This window comes from Rhodanobacter ginsengiterrae, assembly GCF_050026815.1.
GTDB classification, from domain to species: domain Bacteria; phylum Pseudomonadota; class Gammaproteobacteria; order Xanthomonadales; family Rhodanobacteraceae; genus Rhodanobacter; species Rhodanobacter ginsengiterrae.
In genome coordinates this window covers 1-19202 of the sequence record NZ_JALBWO010000044.1, presented here as the reverse complement: position 1 = coordinate 19202, position 19202 = coordinate 1, and the positions used below count along the sequence as shown (strand labels likewise).

At 65.9% G+C, this 19202-nt stretch carries 15 protein-coding genes; 11 read left to right on the top strand and 4 right to left on the bottom strand.

The genetic code is table 11. The features are described from left to right. Positions 1-43: 43 nt before the first annotated feature. Together ACQGNJ_RS03365 and ACQGNJ_RS03360 are read left to right on the top strand one after the other, a co-directional pair. Positions 44-5869, top strand: a complete 5826-nt coding sequence (locus ACQGNJ_RS03365; RefSeq protein ID WP_426687820.1) for a hypothetical protein — start codon at positions 44-46, stop codon at positions 5867-5869. Beyond that, a complete protein-coding gene (locus tag ACQGNJ_RS03360; protein ID WP_426687819.1) occupies positions 5866-8670 on the top strand; it encodes a beta strand repeat-containing protein in 2805 nt (934 codons plus the stop codon). Before ACQGNJ_RS03365 ends, ACQGNJ_RS03360 begins: the two co-directional genes overlap by 4 nt. 44 nt (positions 8671-8714) lie before the next feature. Here the strand turns inward: ACQGNJ_RS03360 and ACQGNJ_RS03355 are convergent, their stop codons facing one another. After that, complete coding sequence (locus ACQGNJ_RS03355; protein ID WP_426687818.1) at positions 8715-9461, bottom strand: ferredoxin--NADP reductase; 747 nt, start codon at positions 9459-9461, stop codon at positions 8715-8717. Between the two features lie 92 nt (positions 9462-9553). Between ACQGNJ_RS03355 and ACQGNJ_RS03350 the strand changes: the two genes are divergently transcribed. Genes ACQGNJ_RS03350 through ACQGNJ_RS03340 form a run of 3 tightly spaced genes read left to right on the top strand, consistent with a single transcriptional unit; the run spans position 9554 to position 12017 of the window. Then, the gene (locus ACQGNJ_RS03350) at positions 9554-10516 is read left to right on the top strand and encodes an ABC transporter ATP-binding protein (protein WP_426687817.1); all 963 of its coding nucleotides are present in this window, start codon (positions 9554-9556) and stop codon (positions 10514-10516) included. Then, positions 10513-11289: an ABC transporter permease gene (locus tag ACQGNJ_RS03345; RefSeq protein ID WP_426687816.1), complete on the top strand. Its 777-nt coding sequence runs from the start codon at positions 10513-10515 to the stop codon at positions 11287-11289. The genes ACQGNJ_RS03350 and ACQGNJ_RS03345 overlap by 4 nt, the downstream gene beginning before the upstream one ends. A gap of 8 nt (positions 11290-11297) precedes the next feature. Further along, positions 11298-12017: a pseudouridine synthase gene (locus tag ACQGNJ_RS03340; protein WP_426687815.1), complete on the top strand. Its 720-nt coding sequence runs from the start codon at positions 11298-11300 to the stop codon at positions 12015-12017. A gap of 93 nt (positions 12018-12110) precedes the next feature. On the opposite strand, the gene tsaD is transcribed toward ACQGNJ_RS03340, so the two are convergent. Then, positions 12111-13142, bottom strand: a complete 1032-nt coding sequence (gene tsaD / locus ACQGNJ_RS03335; RefSeq protein ID WP_426687919.1) for a tRNA (adenosine(37)-N6)-threonylcarbamoyltransferase complex transferase subunit TsaD — start codon at positions 13140-13142, stop codon at positions 12111-12113. A gap of 101 nt (positions 13143-13243) precedes the next feature. Here tsaD and rpsU point away from each other — a divergent pair, with 101 nt between their 5' ends. Continuing rightward, positions 13244-13459 carry a 30S ribosomal protein S21 gene (gene rpsU, locus ACQGNJ_RS03330; protein ID WP_007081639.1) on the top strand — a complete coding sequence of 72 codons (216 nt, stop codon included), beginning with the start codon at positions 13244-13246 and terminating at the stop codon, positions 13457-13459. A gap of 206 nt (positions 13460-13665) precedes the next feature. Further along, positions 13666-14112: a GatB/YqeY domain-containing protein gene (locus ACQGNJ_RS03325; protein WP_426687814.1), complete on the top strand. Its 447-nt coding sequence runs from the start codon at positions 13666-13668 to the stop codon at positions 14110-14112. 29 nt (positions 14113-14141) lie between these two features. Here ACQGNJ_RS03325 and ACQGNJ_RS03320 read toward each other — a convergent pair whose 3' ends face one another. Continuing rightward, positions 14142-14438, bottom strand: coding sequence for a hypothetical protein (locus ACQGNJ_RS03320; protein ID WP_426687813.1), 297 nt, complete (start codon positions 14436-14438; stop codon positions 14142-14144). 151 nt (positions 14439-14589) lie between these two features. On the opposite strand from ACQGNJ_RS03320, the gene ACQGNJ_RS03315 reads away from it, so the two are divergent. Then, positions 14590-14760: a DUF1328 domain-containing protein gene (locus ACQGNJ_RS03315; protein ID WP_426687812.1), complete on the top strand. Its 171-nt coding sequence runs from the start codon at positions 14590-14592 to the stop codon at positions 14758-14760. On the opposite strand, the gene ACQGNJ_RS03310 is transcribed toward ACQGNJ_RS03315, so the two are convergent. Continuing rightward, complete coding sequence (locus ACQGNJ_RS03310; protein WP_426687811.1) at positions 14757-15392, bottom strand: GNAT family N-acetyltransferase; 636 nt, start codon at positions 15390-15392, stop codon at positions 14757-14759. The two genes, ACQGNJ_RS03315 and ACQGNJ_RS03310, sit on opposite strands and share 4 nt — an antisense overlap. Positions 15393-15481: 89 nt before the next feature. Here ACQGNJ_RS03310 and dnaG point away from each other — a divergent pair, with 89 nt between their 5' ends. The 3 genes from dnaG to ACQGNJ_RS03295 all read left to right on the top strand — a co-directional run bounded on the left by dnaG (position 15482) and on the right by ACQGNJ_RS03295 (position 18980). After that, positions 15482-17218 carry a DNA primase gene (dnaG, locus tag ACQGNJ_RS03305; RefSeq protein ID WP_426687810.1) on the top strand — a complete coding sequence of 579 codons (1737 nt, stop codon included), beginning with the start codon at positions 15482-15484 and terminating at the stop codon, positions 17216-17218. A 130-nt stretch (positions 17219-17348) separates the two neighbouring features. Further along, a complete protein-coding gene (locus ACQGNJ_RS03300) occupies positions 17349-17969 on the top strand; it encodes a DedA family protein (protein WP_426687809.1) in 621 nt (206 codons plus the stop codon). 9 nt (positions 17970-17978) lie between these two features. Beyond that, entirely contained in the window at positions 17979-18980 is a 1002-nt protein-coding gene (locus tag ACQGNJ_RS03295) for a bile acid:sodium symporter family protein (RefSeq protein ID WP_426687808.1), read from the top strand. Positions 18981-19202: the final 222 nt, after the last annotated feature.

Genomic DNA, 19202 nt, shown 5'->3' with positions numbered 1-19202 from the left:
CAGGATTTCAGGACTGCGCTCGCGCATGGGTCGGCAACGACTCATGCGCGACGCGCTCCTGCGCCTGCAGCAAAAGGGGATGCACGATGAATGCATGGACAAGTCGTGGTTGATGCAGGTGGTATCCGCATCGACCCGCCTTGCCAAAGCCGCTTCCCTGCGCACGCCGCGGGCAGGACGTTTTGGCAAGGTGTGGCTGCTGCTCGGCTTCGCGTTGTCCGCCACGCCGGCGGCGTGGGCTGCCACGCCCACGCCGCCGGGCACCATCATCAACAACGAGGCGGTGCTCACCTGGCAGGGGCCGGTCGGTTCCACCGGCTTGAACGAAGCGCCCAGGTTCTCGCTGACCACCACCCAGGTCACCCCGGTGACCGGCACCCGCACACAGTCGAGCGCGTTCTTCCTGACCTATGCGCAGGGTTCGGCCGCTGCGCTGATCGGCCCCACCCAGTGCAGCCGCGATGGCGGTGCCACCTTCAACACCCTGCCGGCACCGATCTCGGCGCAAGGCAGCACGCTCGACCCGAACAGCGCGCAGCCGCTGGGTCCGGCACAAATGTATTTCCCGGGCGACCCGGTGTTCGTGCAGATCACCGACCACGACCAGAACCTCAATCCGCTGGTGCGCGAAACGATTCTGGCATCGGTCTCGGTCACCGGAACCAGTCAGACGGTGACCGTGCGGCTGACCGAGAACGGGCCGGACAGCGGCACGTTCACCGGCTACGTGCCGAGCAGCAGCGACAGCGCGTCGAACACTTGCGCGCTGAGCCTGCAGCCGGGCCAGCGTCTCGCTCTGCAGTACACCGACATCGTCGACAGCAGCGATACTTCCGCCGCGCAGGCGCTGGTGAGTCCTTACAACGTGGTGTTCGACTCGACCACCGGCGCGCGCATCAACGGCGCGAAGATCACCCTGGTGGACGCGGACACCGGCGTCGCCGTGGCCCATGTCACCGGCCGCGACGGCGTCAGCAGCTTCCCTTCCAGCGTCACCTCGGGGCAGAGCGTCACCGACAGCTCCGGCGCCAGCTACAGCGCCGCCACCGGCGCCTACCTGCTGCCGCAGGTGGTCGCCGGCCACTACCGCCTGCAGGTAGTGCCGCCAGCCGGCTATCGCTACGCCTCCACCGCCACGCCGGCGGCGCTGCAGCAGTTGACCGGCGCGCCTTACACGCTGGGACCGGCCTCGCTCGGGCAGACATTCACCGTGACCGGCACGCAGCCGATCGGTTTCGACATCCCGCTGGACCCGATTTCCAGCAGCCTGTTCGTGCAGAAGACCGCCTCGGTGAATGTGGCTGCCGTGGGCGACATGATCCAGTTCAGCGTGGCGGTGGAAAACAGCGACAAGCTCGGCGTCGCGCAGAACGTCCGGCTGGTGGACACCCTGCCGCAGGGCTTTCGCTACGTGCAGGGCTCGGCGCGCGTCGGCACGGCCAAGGCCGCCGATCCGCAGATCGCCGCCAACGGCCAGCAGCTCGAGTTCGACCTGGGCAACATCGACAAGTCCGGCCAGCGGCAGCTTACCTACGTCACCGAAGTCACCGCAGCCACCCCGCTGGGCGCGTCGATCAACCGGGCGCAAGGCGTGGCCGATGGCGGCACCGCATCGAACATCGCCACTGCGCAGGTGGAGATCCGCAACGAGCTGATGCAGGACGTCAACACCGTGATCGGGCGCGTGCTGGTCGGTTGCGATCCGCATGACGGTCGCGCCGCGGAAGGTCTCGCCGGGGTTCGGGTGCTGATGGAGAACGGCAGCTACGTGGTCTCCGACAAGGATGGCCGCTTCCACTTCCAGGCCGTGAAGAACGGCACGCATGTCGTGCAGCTGGATACCGCCAGCCTGCCGCCGGGCTATGCCGCCGAAAACTGCGAGCGCAATACGCGTTTCGCCGGACGCAGCTACTCGCAATTCGTCGAGCTGCATGGCGGCGCCCTGTGGCGCGCCGACTTCCATGTACGTCGGCTGCCGCCGCCGAGCGGTCGCGTGGCGGTACAGCTGAGCCAGCAGGCCGATGGCACGCTGATCCGCAACACGCTGGCGTTGTCGGTCGAGCAGGTGCCGGTGAGCAAGCTGAGCAGCACCATCATGCTGCCCGAAGGCGCACGTTACGTACCGGGCTCAGCCAGCCTGGACGGCACCAAGGTTGCCGAGCCCGGCGAGATGGCCGGCGCACTCGTGTTCCGTCTTGGCGACCGCGGCGCAGGCTGGCACGGCAAACTGCAGTTCGATCTGCAGACCAAGGCACAGAGCGCGATGCAGACCACCAAGGCGCTGGCGAACTTCGACACGCCGAGCGCGTCGCATCAGCACACGCCTGCTGCCAGCGCCGTCCTTGCGGCAGCGGGTCAGGCGCGTTCACCGGTGCAGCATCTGGCGACCGCGGGCATTGCCCCGGCCGACCAGGCGAAGGTCGCGTCGTCTCCCGCGGCGATCGCCGCCGATGCCCGGTCGCTGGCCGACACCTACCAGCTCGACATGCATTCGCTGGCCGGCGCCGGTTCCGAAGCGGCGTTCGTGTGGCCGACGACGGACTACCTGCCGGCCGTGCCGAGCATCAAGGTGGCGGTCAAGCATGGTCCCGGCCAGCAGGTGCAATTGTCGGTCGACGGCGCGTTGGTTCCTGCGGCCAACTTCCTCGGCGCCAAGGGCAATCCCGGGCACACGCTGGCGGTGAGCCAGTGGCTGGGCGTGCCGCTGCATGAAGGCGACAATACCCTGCTCGCGAAAATCAGCGAAGGCGGCAAGGTGGTGCAGCGGGTCGAGCGCAAGGTGCATTATTCCGGCGCGCCGACACGCGCCGAACTGGTGCTGGACAAGTCCACCCTGGTCGCCGACGGCAAGAGCCGCCCACAGCTGGCGATCCGCCTGTTCGACCGCTGGGGCTATCCGGTGCGCCGCGGCATGACCGGCCGCTACACACTGCAGTCGCCGTACCAGCCATACCAGAGCCAGCAGGACTTGCAGGACCACCAGCTGCTGGCGATCGCCCCGCGCGAGCCGAAGTACACCGTGGGCAACGATGGCATTGCCTTGCTCGAGCTGGCGCCAACCACCGTGTCCGGCCAGATCGCGCTGAGCATTCCGCTGCAGAACGATACCCATCAGGACCTGCGTGCCTGGATGCAGCCGGGCAAGCGCGACTGGATCCTGGTCGGCGTGGCCAACGGCACCGCCGCCTTCAACGACATTCGCGGCCACATCGAGAATGTCTCGGGGACCGACCCGAACCGCGACCTGTTCCAGGACGGGCGCGTGGCGCTGTACGCCAAGGGCATGATCAAGGGCAAGTACCTGCTCACCGCCGCCTACGATTCGGCCAAGGCCAGCGGCGCGAACCGCGCCACCCTCAACGGCCTGCAGCAAAGTGTCGACCCGAACCAGTACTTCATGCTCTATGGCGACGCCGCCGAGCAGGGCTACGACGCCTCCAGCGCCAGCAAGCTGTACCTGAAGATCGAGCGCGGCCAGTTCTACGCGATGTTCGGTGACTTCGACACCCACCTCAACGTCACCGAGCTGTCGCGCTACGACCGCCGTTTCAACGGCGTGCAGAGCGCGTACGAAGGCAAGCATGTCGGCTACACCGCGTTCGCCGCGCGCAACGCGCAGTCCTATGTGCGCGACGAGATCCAGGGCAACGGCACCTCGGGCCTCTACCACCTGGCCCGCACGCAGATCCTGCTGAACTCGGAGCGGATCCGCCTGGAGACGCGCGACCGCTACCACAACGAGCGCGTGATCAACACACAGCAACTGAGCAGCTACCTCGACTACACGCTGGACTATTACAGCGGCGCGCTGTTCTTCAAGCAGCCGGTGCCAAGCTTCGACGAGAACATGAACCCGGTCTACATCGTGGCCGAGTACGAAGTGATGCGCCCCGGCGACCAGTCGATCACCGCCGGTGGCCGTGTTGCGGTGAAGACCGCCGGCGACCGGCTGGAGCTCGGCGTGACGATGGTCAACGAAGGTGCCGACACCGGCAGCAACCGGCTCGGTGGTGCGGACCTGCGGGTGAAGCTGGCAGCCAATACCGAGCTGAAGGCCGAGGTCGCGCATACTTCGTCCGCCGCCGGCACCAGTTCCTTGCTGACCGGCTACAGCAACGTGCCCGGCGCGGCCACATCCAACACCAACCAGGGTTCCGGCACGGCCTATCTGGTGACGGTGCAGAATCACGGCAAGCGGCTGGAGAGCGAGCTCTACGCGCGCCAGCTTGGCGTCGGCTTCGGCCTGGGCCAGCAGTCGCTCGGCCAGGGCGGCACGCGCAAAGTCGGCGGCAACGCGCGCTACCTGCTGAACAAAAACTGGGCGCTGCAGATGGAGGCCTATCGCGAACAATCGCTGCAGCTGGCCAGCACCCGCACGGTGGCCGATGCCGGCGTTCGCTACCAGGCCAACAACCGCAGCCTGACCATGGGCCTGCGCCACGTCAGCGATGACTACCCGCTGGCCGTTGCGACGGTTGCCGGCGCGGGCAATGGCGGCATCACCAGCGGCATCCTCGGCAATGGCCTGGGTAGCTTGGCCAGCGGCAGCGCCGACCAGGTCTATCTCGGCGGCAGCACCGGCATCTTCAACAACAAGGTGACCCTGCACGGCATCACCAGCCAGAACATCAACGGCAACGATCCGGCCTACCCCGCCAGCACCTTGCTCGGCGTCGACTACAAAGTGACCGACGCCGCCACGCTGTTCGTCAACCAGCAGTTCAACGACGGCGTGCAGCAGCAGTACAGCCGGATGACCGAGCTGGGCGTGCGCGCCACCCCGTGGCAGCGCGCGCAGCTGACCAACTCGGTCGGCCAGCAGATGACCGAATACGGCCCGCGCACCTTCGCCACCTCCGGGCTTACCCAGGGCTGGCAGGTCAGCAAGTCGCTGACCCTCAGCGCCGGCCTGAACCAGGTGAAGTCGCTGCACCGTCCGGATGCGGCGACCACCGGTACGACCACGGTCGACGGCCAGGGCGTCCCGGTGGCCGGCTCGCTCAACGCGGCCACGCCTTCGATCGCCGCCTCGGCAACGCAGGACTTCACCTCGATGTTCGTCGGCAGCACCTGGCGGCAGAAGGACTGGTCGTGGACCAGCCGCGTCGAATCGCTGCGCTCGACCAGCGAAAAGCGCCTCGGCGTGATGGGCGGTTTCTATCGCGACCTGTCCGCCGGCAACGCGTTCTCCAGCAGCCTGCAGGCATTCGACAGCCGCTTCAATCCCGGCGGCAAGTCAAGCAATGTCACCGTGCGTTTCAGCTTCGCGCACCGCCCGGACGATGGTCGCTGGTCGCTGCTGGAACAACTCGACCTGACCTGGAACAACCAGCAGGGCCTGTCCGTCTCGCCGTTCCTGCAGCAGGGCAGCACCGGCGTCGCCGCCAGCCAGCAGAGTCCGCAGCAGTTGGCCAGTTCACTGGGCAGCTCCGGCACCTTCGGCATCAACCAGCAGGCGGCCAAACTGGTCAACAACCTGCAGGCCAACTACCGCGGCGACCACTCGCAGTGGTCGCTCTACTACGGCTCCAAGTACGCGCGCTACAAGTTCGACAGCGGCAGCTACGCCGGCTACACCGACCTGATCGGCAGCGAGTTCCGCTACGACGTGTCCGAGCACTGGGACGTGGGCGTGATCGCCAGCCGCATGCACTCGTACCGCTCCGGCGTGTCCAGCAGCAGCCTCGGCCTGGAAACCGGCTGGGACGTGGGTACCAACATGTGGCTCAGCGTCGGCTACAACTTCAAGGGCTACTACGATCAGGACTTCACCGCCGCGCACTACACTGCGAAAGGCATGTTCCTGCGCTTCCGCTTCAAGTTCGATCAGGATACGGTGAAGGCCTTGGCAGAAGGATTGGGCCGATGACACCGCTTCCCACGCGCGACCAGACGATCACCGAGCGGCATGCCGGACCCACGCAGGCCGCTGGCCGGCCGGGCAATCTGTGGCGCCGGGTCGGACTGATCTTGCTATTGCTGGCTGGCTGGCTGGTACTGACCCCAGCATTTGCAGTCAATACCACCTGCGGTCCTGCGACGAGCCAGGGCACCGCGCCGGCCGACTACCAGTCTTATTGCTGGATCGATTTCAGTGCCTATGTCGACAGCACCGCGCGCAGCGGGGCGGGCCAACCTTTTGTCGTCACACTCTCGAACGGCGCCGTGATGAGCTTCACCCTGAAGGCAAGCGGCGCGCTGAATCGCGTCGGCGTGCCGTCATGGTCAGGCGCCGCCTTCGGCAACAACGCGACCTTCGACGGCATTCCCGGCCAGCCCGTGCTCTATACAGCCAGCGACGGCAGCACGGTGACCCTCAGTCTCAACAGCATCACCGTCGACACCTCCGGCGGGCCTGCCCCGTTTGCCTTCGTGGCCGCCGATGGCGAATCCACCAACAACAACGAATCCCTGAGCTTCACCACCAGCGGAAATCCGTGGACCTTGCTGGCCAGCATCCCCTACAGCGGCTCCGCCCTGTACCCGGGCCTGAGCGGCGTGGGAACCGCCACGGTGACCGAGTCGGGCGTCGCCGGCACGGTCGGCAGCTATGCCTTTGCCAGTGCCGGCAGCCCGTCAACCGTCACCGCCGTGCTGAACGCCGGCGGCCTGCAAGGCGCGCTTTTCGGCGTGAAGTTCGTCGGCCCGGATCTTGGCATCACCAAGTCTCACGCCGGCAATTTCGCCACCGGCACCAACGGCAGCTACAACCTCGCGGTACACAACTACAGTTTCTATGCCACCAGCGGCACCACCACGGTCACCGATACGCTGCCCACCGGCCTCAGCTACGTTTCCGCCAGCGGCAGCGGCTGGACCTGCAGCGCCGCCGGCCAGAACGTAACCTGCAGCAATCCCAGTACGGTAGCCAGCGGCGGCAACCTGCCACCGATCACGCTGACCGTGGCCGTCGCCGGCAATGCACCGGCCAGCGTGAGCAATACCGCCACCGTCACCACGCTCGGCGACTACAGCAAGGCGAACAACAGCAGTACCGACGTGGCCACCGTCGTGCGCTCCGACCTGTCCAGCTCGACCAAGACGGTACTGGATACCAATGGCGGCGACACCAATCCGGGCGACACGCTGCGCTACACGATCACCCTGACCAACAGCACCGCCGGTGTCGCAACCGGCGTCAGCGTCAGCGACGACATGCCCGCCGGCGTCGGCGGCCTCAGCGTGATCAGCACCCCCGCTGGCAGCAGCAACGGCAGCACGACGAATGGCGGCGCCAACAACACCGGCAAGGTCAGCGTCAGCGGCATCAGCGTGCCGGCCAATGGGAGCGTGAGCATCGTCTACGAGGTCACCGTGTCCGGCAGCGCTGCCTCGGGCAGTACCATCGACAACAGCGCGACGATCTCCAATCCGAACGGCACCGGTGGCAGCCCGGACGCGCCGACGGTGACGGTATCGCAGTCGCAGGTGGCTGGTTCCGGCAACAAGATATTGTATGTGCAAGACGCGAACACGCTGACCCGTACGCCGCAAGCTGCCAACACCACTACACCCGTCACCATCACCGGCAACAGCAGCGCCACATGGGTGCTGACACCAGGCGTTGCCGCAGGCAAGACGCTGGTCATCCCGGCGCAAACCATCGTGGTGAACCTGGTCATGGCGACGAGCGGGACGGGCACCAAATCCATCGTCGTGTCACTGTTCAATGGCAACACCCTGATTGCGAGCGCACCCGCGAAAAATATCAGCGGCTCCGCCACTGCGCTGCAGAATTTCAGCATCAACATGCCGGCAACGACCATCGCCGCGGGGGGTACCCTCAACCTCAGGGTCCAGAGCACTCCGATTTCCGGCACCTGGGTCTCCGTCTCCCAGAAAACCACCGGCCAAGGCGCCAGCACGTTCTCGTTCAACACCTCCACGGTCATCAACGTGGACAGCGTCAACAATTACTCGGCGGCGTACCCTGCAGTTACTTCCAAAAGCTCCTATGCCCCGGGCGACACCGTCTACGTGCGCGCAGTGATCAGCGATCCGTTCGGCAGCTACGACGTGCGCCAAGCCACGGTCACGCTGACTGATCCCAACGGCGCCACCCAGGTAGTTGGTGCCGCCATGACCCAGAAGGCGGATTCGGGCGCCGCCACGCGTACCTACGAATACAGCTACACCCTGCCGGCCAATGCCGCGACGGGCTACTGGACGGCCAGCGTCACCGGCTACGAAGGTACCGAGAATACGGTGACGCACACCGCCAACGGCACCTTCAACGTCGGCGTGCCCAACCTGCTGGTGATGAAGTCGGTGTCGGTGATTTCCGATCCCGTCGAGGGCACCACCAGGCCCAAGTCGCTGCCGGGCGCGGTGATGCAATACCAGATCACGGTCAGCAACAACGGCAGTGGCCCGGCGGACAACAACAGTCTGGTGATCACCGATCCGTTGCCGGCCAATACCAAGTTCGTGATCGGCAGCGTGGTGTTTGCCGAAGGCACGCCCGGCAGCGGACTCTCGCTGGCGCCAGCCAATGTGACCTACTCCAGCACCGGCAGCTCCGGACCATGGACCTATGCTCCGGTCAATGACGGCAGCGGAGCGGATGGCGGCGTCAAGGCACTGAAAATTGCGCCGCAAGGCATCATGGCCGGCAAGACCGGGGCGAGCGCGCCCAATTTCTCGGTCACCTTCCGCGTGATCGTCCTGTAGCCACCTGCGGGCTGCGGATCATCGTGCACCCGCCTGGATGACGATCAGCGCGACGAAATGTATTTCTCGCGCCGGATCTGCTTCACCGGCAAACCGTATTCCTGCAGCGCGGCGAACGCCGCGTCGACCATGTTCGGGTTGCCGCACAGGTAGGCGATGTCGCGGTCGGCGTGCGGTCCGAGCTCGGCCAGAACGTGCTGGACATGGCCGCTGCGGTCGCTGGAGCGCGGGATGGCGCGGGCTTCGCGACTGAGGCAGCCGTGGAACAGGAAGCCGGGGTGGCTTTGCGCGAACGCCTCGAACTCTTCGCCGTAGAGCAGCTCGCCTTCATTGCGCGCGCCGTACAGCAGCACCACCTCGCGATCGCCCCTGGCCAGCAGCTTCTCGAACTGCGGCAGCATCGCGCGATACGGCGTCACGCCGGTACCGGTGGCCAGCAGCAGGTAGCGCGGATGGGTATCGGCTTCCTGCAGGCAGAAGCGGCCGTAGGGGCCACTGGCGTCGATCACGCCACCGAGCGGCAGTTCACCGAGCAACTTCGTCGCCGCGCCGCCTTCGACATAGCTCACCGCGATCTCGATGCGCGAAACCGGTGAACTCCCATCGCCGATCGTGCCCACCGAATAGCTGCGCTTGGTCGCGGTGCCGTCGTCGTAATGGAAGTGCACCTGCAGGAACTGGCCGGGCTGGAAGGTCAGCAGCTGGCCGTCGACGCGCTCGAACACCAGGTGGCGCACGGTGGGCGCCAGCATGAAGCTGTCGACAAGACGGAGCTGGAAATGATCGGCCATGGGGTTTCCGGAAACAGTGTGTACCGCCTGGCTCATGTCAGGCGACGGGACTTGGCCCGCTATAATAAGGGCTAACCCCCTTGGTGCAGCCCATGTCCCCGGAAAACGCTTCCACGGCCCCCGCGCTTGTCGTCGACAATTTGCGCAAAACCTACGGCAACGGCGTCGAGGCCCTGAAGGGCATCAGCCTGACCGTGCAGCCGGGCGATTTCTTCGCCCTGCTTGGCCCCAACGGCGCCGGCAAGTCGACCCTGATCGGCATCCTGTCGTCGCTGGTGAACTCCAGCTCGGGCGATGCGCAGGTATTCGGCGTGTCGGTGAACAAGGATCGCAGCGCCGCGATGCAGCTGATCGGGCTGGTGCCGCAGGAAATCAACTTCAACCAGTTCGAGAAGCCGTTCGACATCTGCGTCAATGAGGCGGGTTTTTACGGCATCCCGCGGAAGATCGCCGCCGAACGCGCGGAAAAGTACCTGAAGGAATTGCGCCTGTGGGACAAGGCGTTCCACCAGGCGCGCGAGATGTCCGGTGGCATGAAGCGCCGTTTGATGATCGCCCGCGCGATGATGAACGAGCCCAAGCTGCTGATTCTGGACGAGCCCACCGCCGGCGTCGACATCGAGATCCGCCGCTCGATGTGGCAGTTCGTCAGCGGCATCAATGCCGCCGGCACCACGGTGATCCTGACCACGCATTACCTGGAGGAAGCCGAGTCACTGTGCCGCAACATCGCGATCATCGACCACGGCACGATCATCGAGAACACCAGCATGAAACGCCTCTTGGCGACACTGGACGTGGAGACTTTCGTACTCGACGTCAATGAAGCACCGCAGGAGCTGCCGCAACTCACCGGCATCAATTTCCGTCGCGTCGACGAGCGCACGCTGGAAGCGGAAATGGCGCGCTCGCAGGATCTCAATTCGCTGTTCGCCGCACTCACCACCAGCGGCATCACGGTCAACTCGATGCGTACCAAGACCAACCGACTGGAGGAGCTGTTCGTGCGGCTGGTCGAGCATGGTCGCGAGCCGGGCAAGGAGCGCGTGGCATGAACGCATCGACCAATCTGATCGCGCTGTACACCGTGGCGCGCCGCGAAATCATCCGCATCATGCGGATCTGGACCCAGACGCTGATCCCGCCGATCATCACGATGACGCTGTATTTCGTGATCTTCGGCAAGCTGATCGGCAGCCGCATCGGCAGCATCGAGGGCGGCTTCAGCTACATGCAGTACATCGTGCCCGGACTGGTGATGATGACCATCATCAACAACAGCTACATGAACATTTCCAGTTCGTTCTACGGCGCCAAGTTCCAGCGCTCGGTGGAGGAGATGCTGGTGTCGCCGATGGCGAACTGGGCGATCCTTTCCGGCTATGTCATTGGCGCGGTCGCACGCGGCCTGGTGGTCGGCGCGCTGGTGCTGGTGGTGGCGCTGTTCTTCACCTCGCTGCACGTGGCGCATCCATGGATCGCGCTGACCTCGGTGACACTGGGCGCCATCATCTTTGCGCTGGCCGGTTTCATCAACGCGGTATTCGCCAGCAAGTTCGACGACATCGCGCTGGTGCCGACCTTCGTGATCACGCCGCTGACCTACCTCGGCGGCGTGTTCTATTCGATCAAGATGCTGGGTGAACCGTGGCAGGCGATCTCGCACGCCAACCCGATCCTGTACATGGTCAACGCGTTTCGCTACGGCATCCTCGGCATCAGCGACGTGCCGATTGGCTGGGCTTTCGTGCTGATGCTGGTGTTCATCGCCGCGCTGGCGATCGTGGCGCTGCAACTGCTCAAGCGCGGCGTCGGCCTCCGGTCCTGAGCTGACTTGTGCGCGTAAACAAATACATCAGCGAAGCCGGCCTGTGCTCGCGCCGCGAGGCGGATGAGCTGCTGCTGGCCGGTCGCGTCAGCATCAACGGTGAGGTCGTTTCCACCGGCGCCAAGGCGCTGGATGGCGACGAGGTGCGCGTCGACGGCGAGATCGTCAAGGCGCGCATTCTGGCTGCCACGCCGGGCGCAAAGAAGGCCATCTACGTCGCGCTGAACAAGCCGGTCGGGATCACCTGCACCACCGACCAGAGTGTGGACGGCAACATCGTCGATTTCATCGACCATCCGCAGCGGATCTTCCCGATCGGCCGACTGGACAAGGATTCCGAAGGGTTGATCCTGCTGACCAGCAACGGCGATATCGTCAACGAGATCCTGCGCGCGGAGAACAACCACGAGAAGGAATACCTGGTCGGCGTGAACAAGGCGGTCACCGACGAATTCCTTGCCGGGATGGCCAGGGGCGTGCGCATCCACAACCAGATGACCAAGCCCTGCCGCGTGCGCCGGATCGCCAAGTTCGGTTTCTCGATCGTGCTGACCCAGGGCCTGAACCGGCAGATCCGGCTGATGGCCGCCGCATTCGGCTACCGCGTGACCCAGCTGCGCCGCGTGCGCATCGACAACGTCAGGCTGGCCCACCTGAAAGTGGGCCAATGGCGCAACCTCACCGAGGCGGAGCTGAAAGGCCTGCTGCCCAGGCGCACACAATGGTGATCCCCCGCATTCTGTAGGAGCGCACCCTGTGCGCGATGTTCTTCGTCACGTTGCGAAAAAGCATCGCGCACAGGGGGCGCTCCCACGCGGGTGTCAGGCGGCCGGCAAGGTCTGCAGATCCCAGCGCGGGCGCACCTGCACGGTTTCGTCCTGATGCTGGCCACTCGCCAGCCGGATCGCGCCGGCCAGCGCGATCATCGCGCCGTTGTCGGTGCAGAAATCCAGCCGCGGGAAATACACCTGGAAGCCGTCCTTCGCGCCTGCGGCCGCCAGTTCGGTGCGCAGCCTTCGATTGGCGCCGACGCCACCGGCGATCACCAGCCGCTGCGCGCCGCTGGCCTCCAGCGCACGGCGGCACTTGATGATCAACGTATCGACGATCGCCTCCTCGAACGCGCGGGCGACGTCGGCGCGGGTCTGATCGCCCTGATCCGACTTCTGCCAGGCCAGCAACACCTGGGTCTTCAGGCCGGAGAAGCTGAAATCCAGTCCGGGCCGGTCGGTCATCGGTCGCGAGAAGCGGAATGCGCCGGCGCGGCCCTGCTCGGCCAGCTTCGCCAGCGCCGGACCGCCGGGATACGGCAGACCCATCAGCTTGGCGGTCTTGTCGAACGCCTCGCCGGCCGCGTCATCCAGGGTATCGCCCAGGATGGTGTACTGACCGATCGCCTTGACCTCGACCAGCATCGAATGACCGCCGGACACCAGCAGCGCCACGAACGGCGGCTCCGGCGGGTTGTCCTCCAGCAACGGCGCCAGCAGGTGGCCTTCCATGTGGTGCACCCCGATCGCCGGCACGCCCAGCGCCCAGGCCAGCGCGCGGCCCAGCGAGGCACCGACCAGCAAGGCACCGACCAGCCCGGGGCCCGCGGTGTAGGCAACCCCGCCCAGGTCCTGCACGGTCAGCCCGGCCTGGGCCAGCGCCTCGCGGATCAGCGGCACCAGCTTGCGCACGTGGTCGCGGCTGGCCAGTTCCGGCACCACCCCGCCGTAATCGGCATGCAGCTTGATCTGGCTGTACAGGGTATGGGCCAGCAGGCCCTTCCCGGGCGCGCCCGGCTGCCAGCGCAACAGCGCCACGCCGGTCTCGTCACACGAGCTCTCGATGCCGAGAATCGGCTTCATAACGTCGGGCTTTGAAAATTCGTCGTCATGCACGGTATAATTCCCGGCTCACCACATTCAGCTGTCCTGCAAGAGCAGGCAGATTACCACTCGGAGTTTCCATGCCCAACGTAAAAGTTCGCGAGAACGAGCCGTTCGAGATCGCACTGCGTCGTTTCAAGCGTACCTGCGAAAAGGCCGGCGTCCTGGCCGAAACGCGCAAGCGTGAGTTCTACGAGAAGCCGACCCAGGAACGCAAGCGCAAGCGCGCTGCCGCAGTGAAGCGTCACCTGCGCCGTCTGTCGCGCGACGTTTCGCGCAAGGTCCGCCTGTACTGAGTTTCCCGATCCGCCGGCACGGCGGATCAGCTGGCGCCTGCCTGGGCGCCGCGCATTCGGAAACACGGTCGGCGCCAGCTCTTTGACGAGAGCCGCTCGCAGCCACCGCAAGCACGGCAGATTCGACATGGCCGGTGTTGTCCCCAGGGCAACGCCGGCTTTGTCGTTTCCGTAGAATCGTCTTTCCATCTCCCGAGGTCCCGCTCATGACGCTCACCCAGCAGCTCACCGAAGACATGAAGAACGCCATGCGCAGCGGCGACAAGCATCGGCTGGGCGTGATCCGGCTGATGCTGGCGGCGATCAAGCAGCGCGAGGTGGATGAGCGGATCGTGCTGGATGACGCCCAGGTGCTGGCCACGCTCGAGAAGATGATGAAGCAGCGCAAGGATTCGGTCATCCAGTTCGACGCCGCGGGCCGCGAGGATCTGTCGGCGATCGAGCGCGCCGAAATGGTGGTGATCGAGACTTACCTGCCGGCCAAGCTCGGCGACGAGGAGATCGACGCCCTGATCACCGCCGCCATCGCCGAAACCGGCGCCAGCTCGCCACGCGACATGGGCAAGGTGGTGGCGGCGGTGAAGGAAAAGGCCGCCGGGCGCACCGACATGGGCAAAGTGTCGGGCCGGATCAAGACTCGCCTGGCCGGCTGAAGCCCGGCCCCCATGGCTGCGACAGGTCGTCAGCCTTGTCGCAGCAACAGCGTCAGCGCCAGCAATCCGAACAGGATCGCCATCACCGCCAGCGCCACGCGCTGGCGCCGTTTGCGCAGCCGCTGCCAGTTCGCCATGTCGAGGAAATAACGCCCTTCAGCCGGACAGCGCAGCACCGCGTGCTGCACCAGCGGGTACCAGGCCATGCCCTGCTTCAGCCCAAGCTGCCCGGGGCTGCACGCGGTGGCCACCGTGGTCGCCGCCGCACGCTCGAAGGCGCGCACGATCGCCCGCTGTTTCACCATCATCACCGCGTTGATCACCACGACTGCTCACTCCATCGGCGGGCCGGGCAGCTTGCCGCGACAAACCCGCCCGGGCAAGCCTTGCGATGCATCGCATTCACGCGCGTGACGCTACAAAGCACGCTGAGCCGGTGGATTCCACCGCGCATGACCGTCATTGCAGGAGCTACACATGCTGAAGTGGGCCATCATTTTCGCCATCATCTCGCTGGTCACCGGCTGGCTGGGTTTCGGCGGCGTTTCCGGCGCCAGCGCGACCATCGCCAAGGTGCTGTTCGCGTGTTTCGTGATCCTGTTCCTGCTGGTGATGCTGGTGTTTGTCGGCGTGCTGCACCTCTTCTAGCCCGCCTGGGCCGGCGCCTGCCATTGCATGCGCCGGTGATCGGGCACGCGACCCTGCGCATTGGCCAGGGTCGACGGGCGCTCGGCGATCACCTGGAAGCCCAGACGCTGGTACAGGCGCTGCGCATCCGGGTTGCTGATCGCCACGTCCAGGATGACCGGCCCGCTCGCACCTGCCGGCTGCGCGCTCAGCAGATGAGCGACCAGGGCCGAGCCCACGCCTTGGCCGCGCAAGGCCGGGCTCACCCCCAGATGACCCAGGTAATACATCGTTCCGGTCGGCGGCGGAATCACCGACTCGGTGCGCAAGCCCCGCGCGATGACGCCGGCGGCATGCCAGCCGTAATGACCCAGAATCTGCCGCGCCGCAGCCAGGGTAAACGGCCACTTGGTGTCGCCGCCATAGCCCGCGCCGACCGCGACCACTGCGCCGTCCAGTTCGCCCACCACGTGGTTGCGCCAGCCAAACTCACCCGCACCGTCGACGAAGGCCCGGCGCAGGAACACCTGCGCATCACCCAGACCCGGTACCGCGAAGACGTAATCGAACGCCGCCGGCCCGGAACTGTGGATCAGCGGCACCGCGGCAGCCACGTCGGCGGCGGCCGCCGCACGGAAGATCAGTCCAGTCATCGTCGTCACATGCCCCCTGAGACCCCGGCCGAGGTTAGCGCAATCGTCATCCGGCGGGCGTGGCCCCGACCGACTAAACTAGAGCGCTTATGCGCGGCCTGATTCCCGACAGCTTCATCGATGAACTGCTTGCCCGCGTCGACATCGTCGACGTGATCGAGCGGCGGGTGCCGTTGAAGAAGGCCGGCCGCGAGTGGACCGCCTGCTGCCCGTTCCACAACGAGCGCTCGCCGTCGTTCTACGTCAGTCCGGCCAAGCAGTTCTTCCACTGCTTCGGCTGCGGGGTGCATGGCAGCGCGATCAAGTTCCTGATGGACTACGACCGGCTGGAGTTTCCCGACGCGGTCGAGGAACTGGCGCAGACCGTCGGCCTGACCGTGCCGCGCGAAGGCGGCCGCGAGGCAGCGCCGCGCGAGGACAAGACCGACCTGTACGCGCTGCTGGATGCGGCCGCGCTCTGGTACGAGGGCGAACTGCCGCGCAACCCCGAGGCCCAGGCCTATTGCAGGAAGCGCGGGCTGGACGCGGACACGATCAAGCGCTTCCGGCTGGGCTGGGCCCCAGCCGGCTACGACGGCGTGATGAAGTCGCTCGGCAACACGCCGCGACGGCTGGAGCTGCTGAACGAGGCCGGCATGATCGCCAGCAACGAGAAAGGCAGCAAGTACGACCGCTTCCGCGAGCGGCTGATGTTTCCGATCCTGGACCGGCGCGGGAGAGTGATCGCCTTTGGCGGCAGGGTGCTGAGCGCCGAGCAATCGCCGAAGTACCTGAATTCCCCGGAGACCCCGCTGTTCCACAAGGGCCGCGAGCTGTTCGCGCTGTGGCAGGTCAAGCAGGCCAACCAGAACCTGGTCCGCATCGTGGTGGTCGAGGGCTACATGGACGTGATCGCACTGCACCAGGCGGGGCTGCCGATCGCGGTGGCCACGCTGGGCACGGCAACCACGCCGGAACACACCGAGGTGCTGTTTCGCGCCGCGCCCGACGTGGTGTTCTGTTTCGATGGCGACCGCGCCGGCCGCGCCGCCGCGTGGAAGGCGCTGGAGGCGGCATTGCCGCGCCTGCGCGACGGTCGACAGGCCTATTTCCTGTTCCTGCCCGACGGCGAGGATCCGGATTCGCTGGTGCGCAAGGAAGGCAAGGAGGGTTTCGACAAGCGCATCAAGGAGGCGATGCCGCTGTCCGATTATTTCTTCAACGAGCTGTCGCACGACGTCGACATGGCCAGCCTCGACGGCCGCGCCCGGCTGGCCGAGCGCGCCCGCCCGCTGCTCGCGAAGCTGCCCGACGGCGCCTTCCGCGACCTGATGGCACAGGAGCTGGAGAAGCGCAGTGGCGCGCGCGCGATGCTGCAGGCCGACCCGTCTGCCCAGCGCGCGATGCAACGGCCGACGGCGGTACAGCGCAGCCTGGTGCGCAGCGCGATCTCGCTGCTGCTGGCCCAGCCGGGCCTGGCCGACCAGGTCGAAAAACCCTATCGCTTCCTGCGCCTGGACAAGCCCGGCGTCGGGCTGCTCGCCGAATTGCTCGATCTGGCCCGCGCGCGCCCGGGCATCAACCCGGCGATGCTGGTGGAACACTTCGCCGAGCGCCCGGAATATCCGTCGCTGCAGAAGCTGATGGCGGCGCTGTCGGTCGGCGAACCGGAAAGCCAAAGCGTCGAGTTCTTCGATGCGCTGGCGCGAATGGAAGACCAGGCGATCACCCAGCGCCGCGACGCACTGACCGCGAAGAGCCGCGAGAGGGCGCTGGACAGTGCCGAGAAAGCCGAGCTGCGCGAACTGCTGGCCGCCCGCGTGCGCCCGCCAGTGGCCTCCGCGTGACTGCGATGAAGTGCCGCATGTACCGGCAGGCCGTGCGTATCGTGCTGTCCCCGGCAGCAGGTGACAATGCGGGTGTGGGATCATGCACCGCTTCGGCCTGGCGGATTTCGCAGGCCGCACGGGAATATTGATGGATCTGTTGCCACAACTGATCAGGATCTTCGCCGAGAACGGTTACGTCGCCGTGTTCATCGCGCTGATGATCTGCGGCGCCGGCCTGCCGCTGCCCGAAGACATCACCCTGGTCGCCGGCGGCGTGATCGCCGGGCTGGGTTACGCCAACGTGCATGTGATGGTGGCGCTGGCCATGTTCGGCGTGCTGCTGGGCGATTGCGCGATCTTCCTGCTGGGCCACCATTACGGCGCGCGGATTCTCAAGTGGCGCTTCGTGGCGCGCATCCTGACCCCGTCGCGCTATTGCAAGGTACAGGACAAGTTCCAGCGCTACGGCAACCGCATGCTGTTCTTCGCCCGCTTCCTGCCCGGCATGCGCACCACCATCTACCTCACGGCCGGCATGACCCACCGCGTGTCGTTCACGCGTTTCCTGCTGATCGACACTGTCGCCGCGCTGATCAGCGTGCCGTTCTGGGTCTATCTGGGTTTCCTCGGCGCCGACAACCACGCGTGGCTGGTGAAGTGGATTCATCGTGGCCAGAGCAGCCTGTGGGCACTGGTCGGCCTGCTCGTGCTGATCGGACTGGTGCTGTGGTGGCGTCGAAAGCACCGCGATCAATGCGGCATGGATTGAATCGAAGGCATGTCACCGCGTCGCCTGCTGCCGGACCGTTTCACCCTCGCCCTGCTCGCCACCGTCGTCCTGGCCTCGCTGCTGCCCTGCCGCGGTAATGTCGCGCAAGTCTTCGACGGGATCACCGACGCAGCCATCGCGCTGCTGTTCTTCCTGCACGGCGCCAAGCTGCCGCGCGCGGCGATCATGCAGGGGCTGACCCACTGGCGGCTGCACCTGACCGTTTTCGCCAGTACGTTCGTGCTGTTCCCGCTGCTCGGGCTGACGCTCAAGCCGCTCGGCCTGGCGCTGCTCACGCCGGACCTCTATCTCGGCATCCTGTTCGTCTGTGCACTGCCATCGACCGTGCAGTCCTCCATCGCGTTCACCTCGATCGCCGGCGGCAATGTGTCGGCAGCGGTGGTCAGCGCCTCGATGTCGAACCTGATCGGCATCGCGTTGACGCCCTTGCTGGTCAGCCTGCTGCTGGCCACCCGTGGTGGCGGCGCGTCATGGCACGGCGTGCTGGACATCGTGCTGCAGCTGCTGCTGCCGTTCGCGCTGGGGCATGTCGCGCGGCGCTGGATCGGCGGCTGGATCGACCGGCACAAGCCCGTGCTCGGCTACACCGACCAGGGCACGATCCTGCTGGTGGTCTACACCGCCTTCAGCGCGGCGGTGGTCGAAGGCTTGTGGCGCGACACGCCGATCTCCGCGCTGCTGTCGACGCTGGCGCTGTGCGCCCTGCTGCTGGCGCTGGTGATGCCGACGCTGACCTGGGCCGCACGGCGGCTGGGATTTTCGCGCGAGGATGAAATCACGATTGTCTTCTGCGGCTCCAAGAAGAGCATGGCCAGCGGCATCCCGATGGCGAAGATCCTGTTCGCCGGGCAGCTCGGCGGCCTCGGCGCGCTGGTGCTGCCGCTGATGATCTTCCATCAGTTGCAGCTGATGGTATGCGCGGTGGTGGCGCGCAGGTATGCGGCGCGCGGCACGAAACTCGTTGTCGAGGATGATCGCGAGGCCGATTAAGCTCCGGGATCACGTTGTTGCCGGCAGCGATCCATGACTTCAGAGCAAAGGCTTTCGTCTGCCTGCGGCAGCCGAGCCACCTTTCTCTGTGTGGCTGTTTGGACCGGGGACATGGGTAACAGGTGTGCCAGGACATGGGTTACACCTCACCGCTGATTTCTAGCGCGGTGGAGGTGTTATTTCATGGCTTGGAAGGAAACCACATCAATGACTCTGCGAACT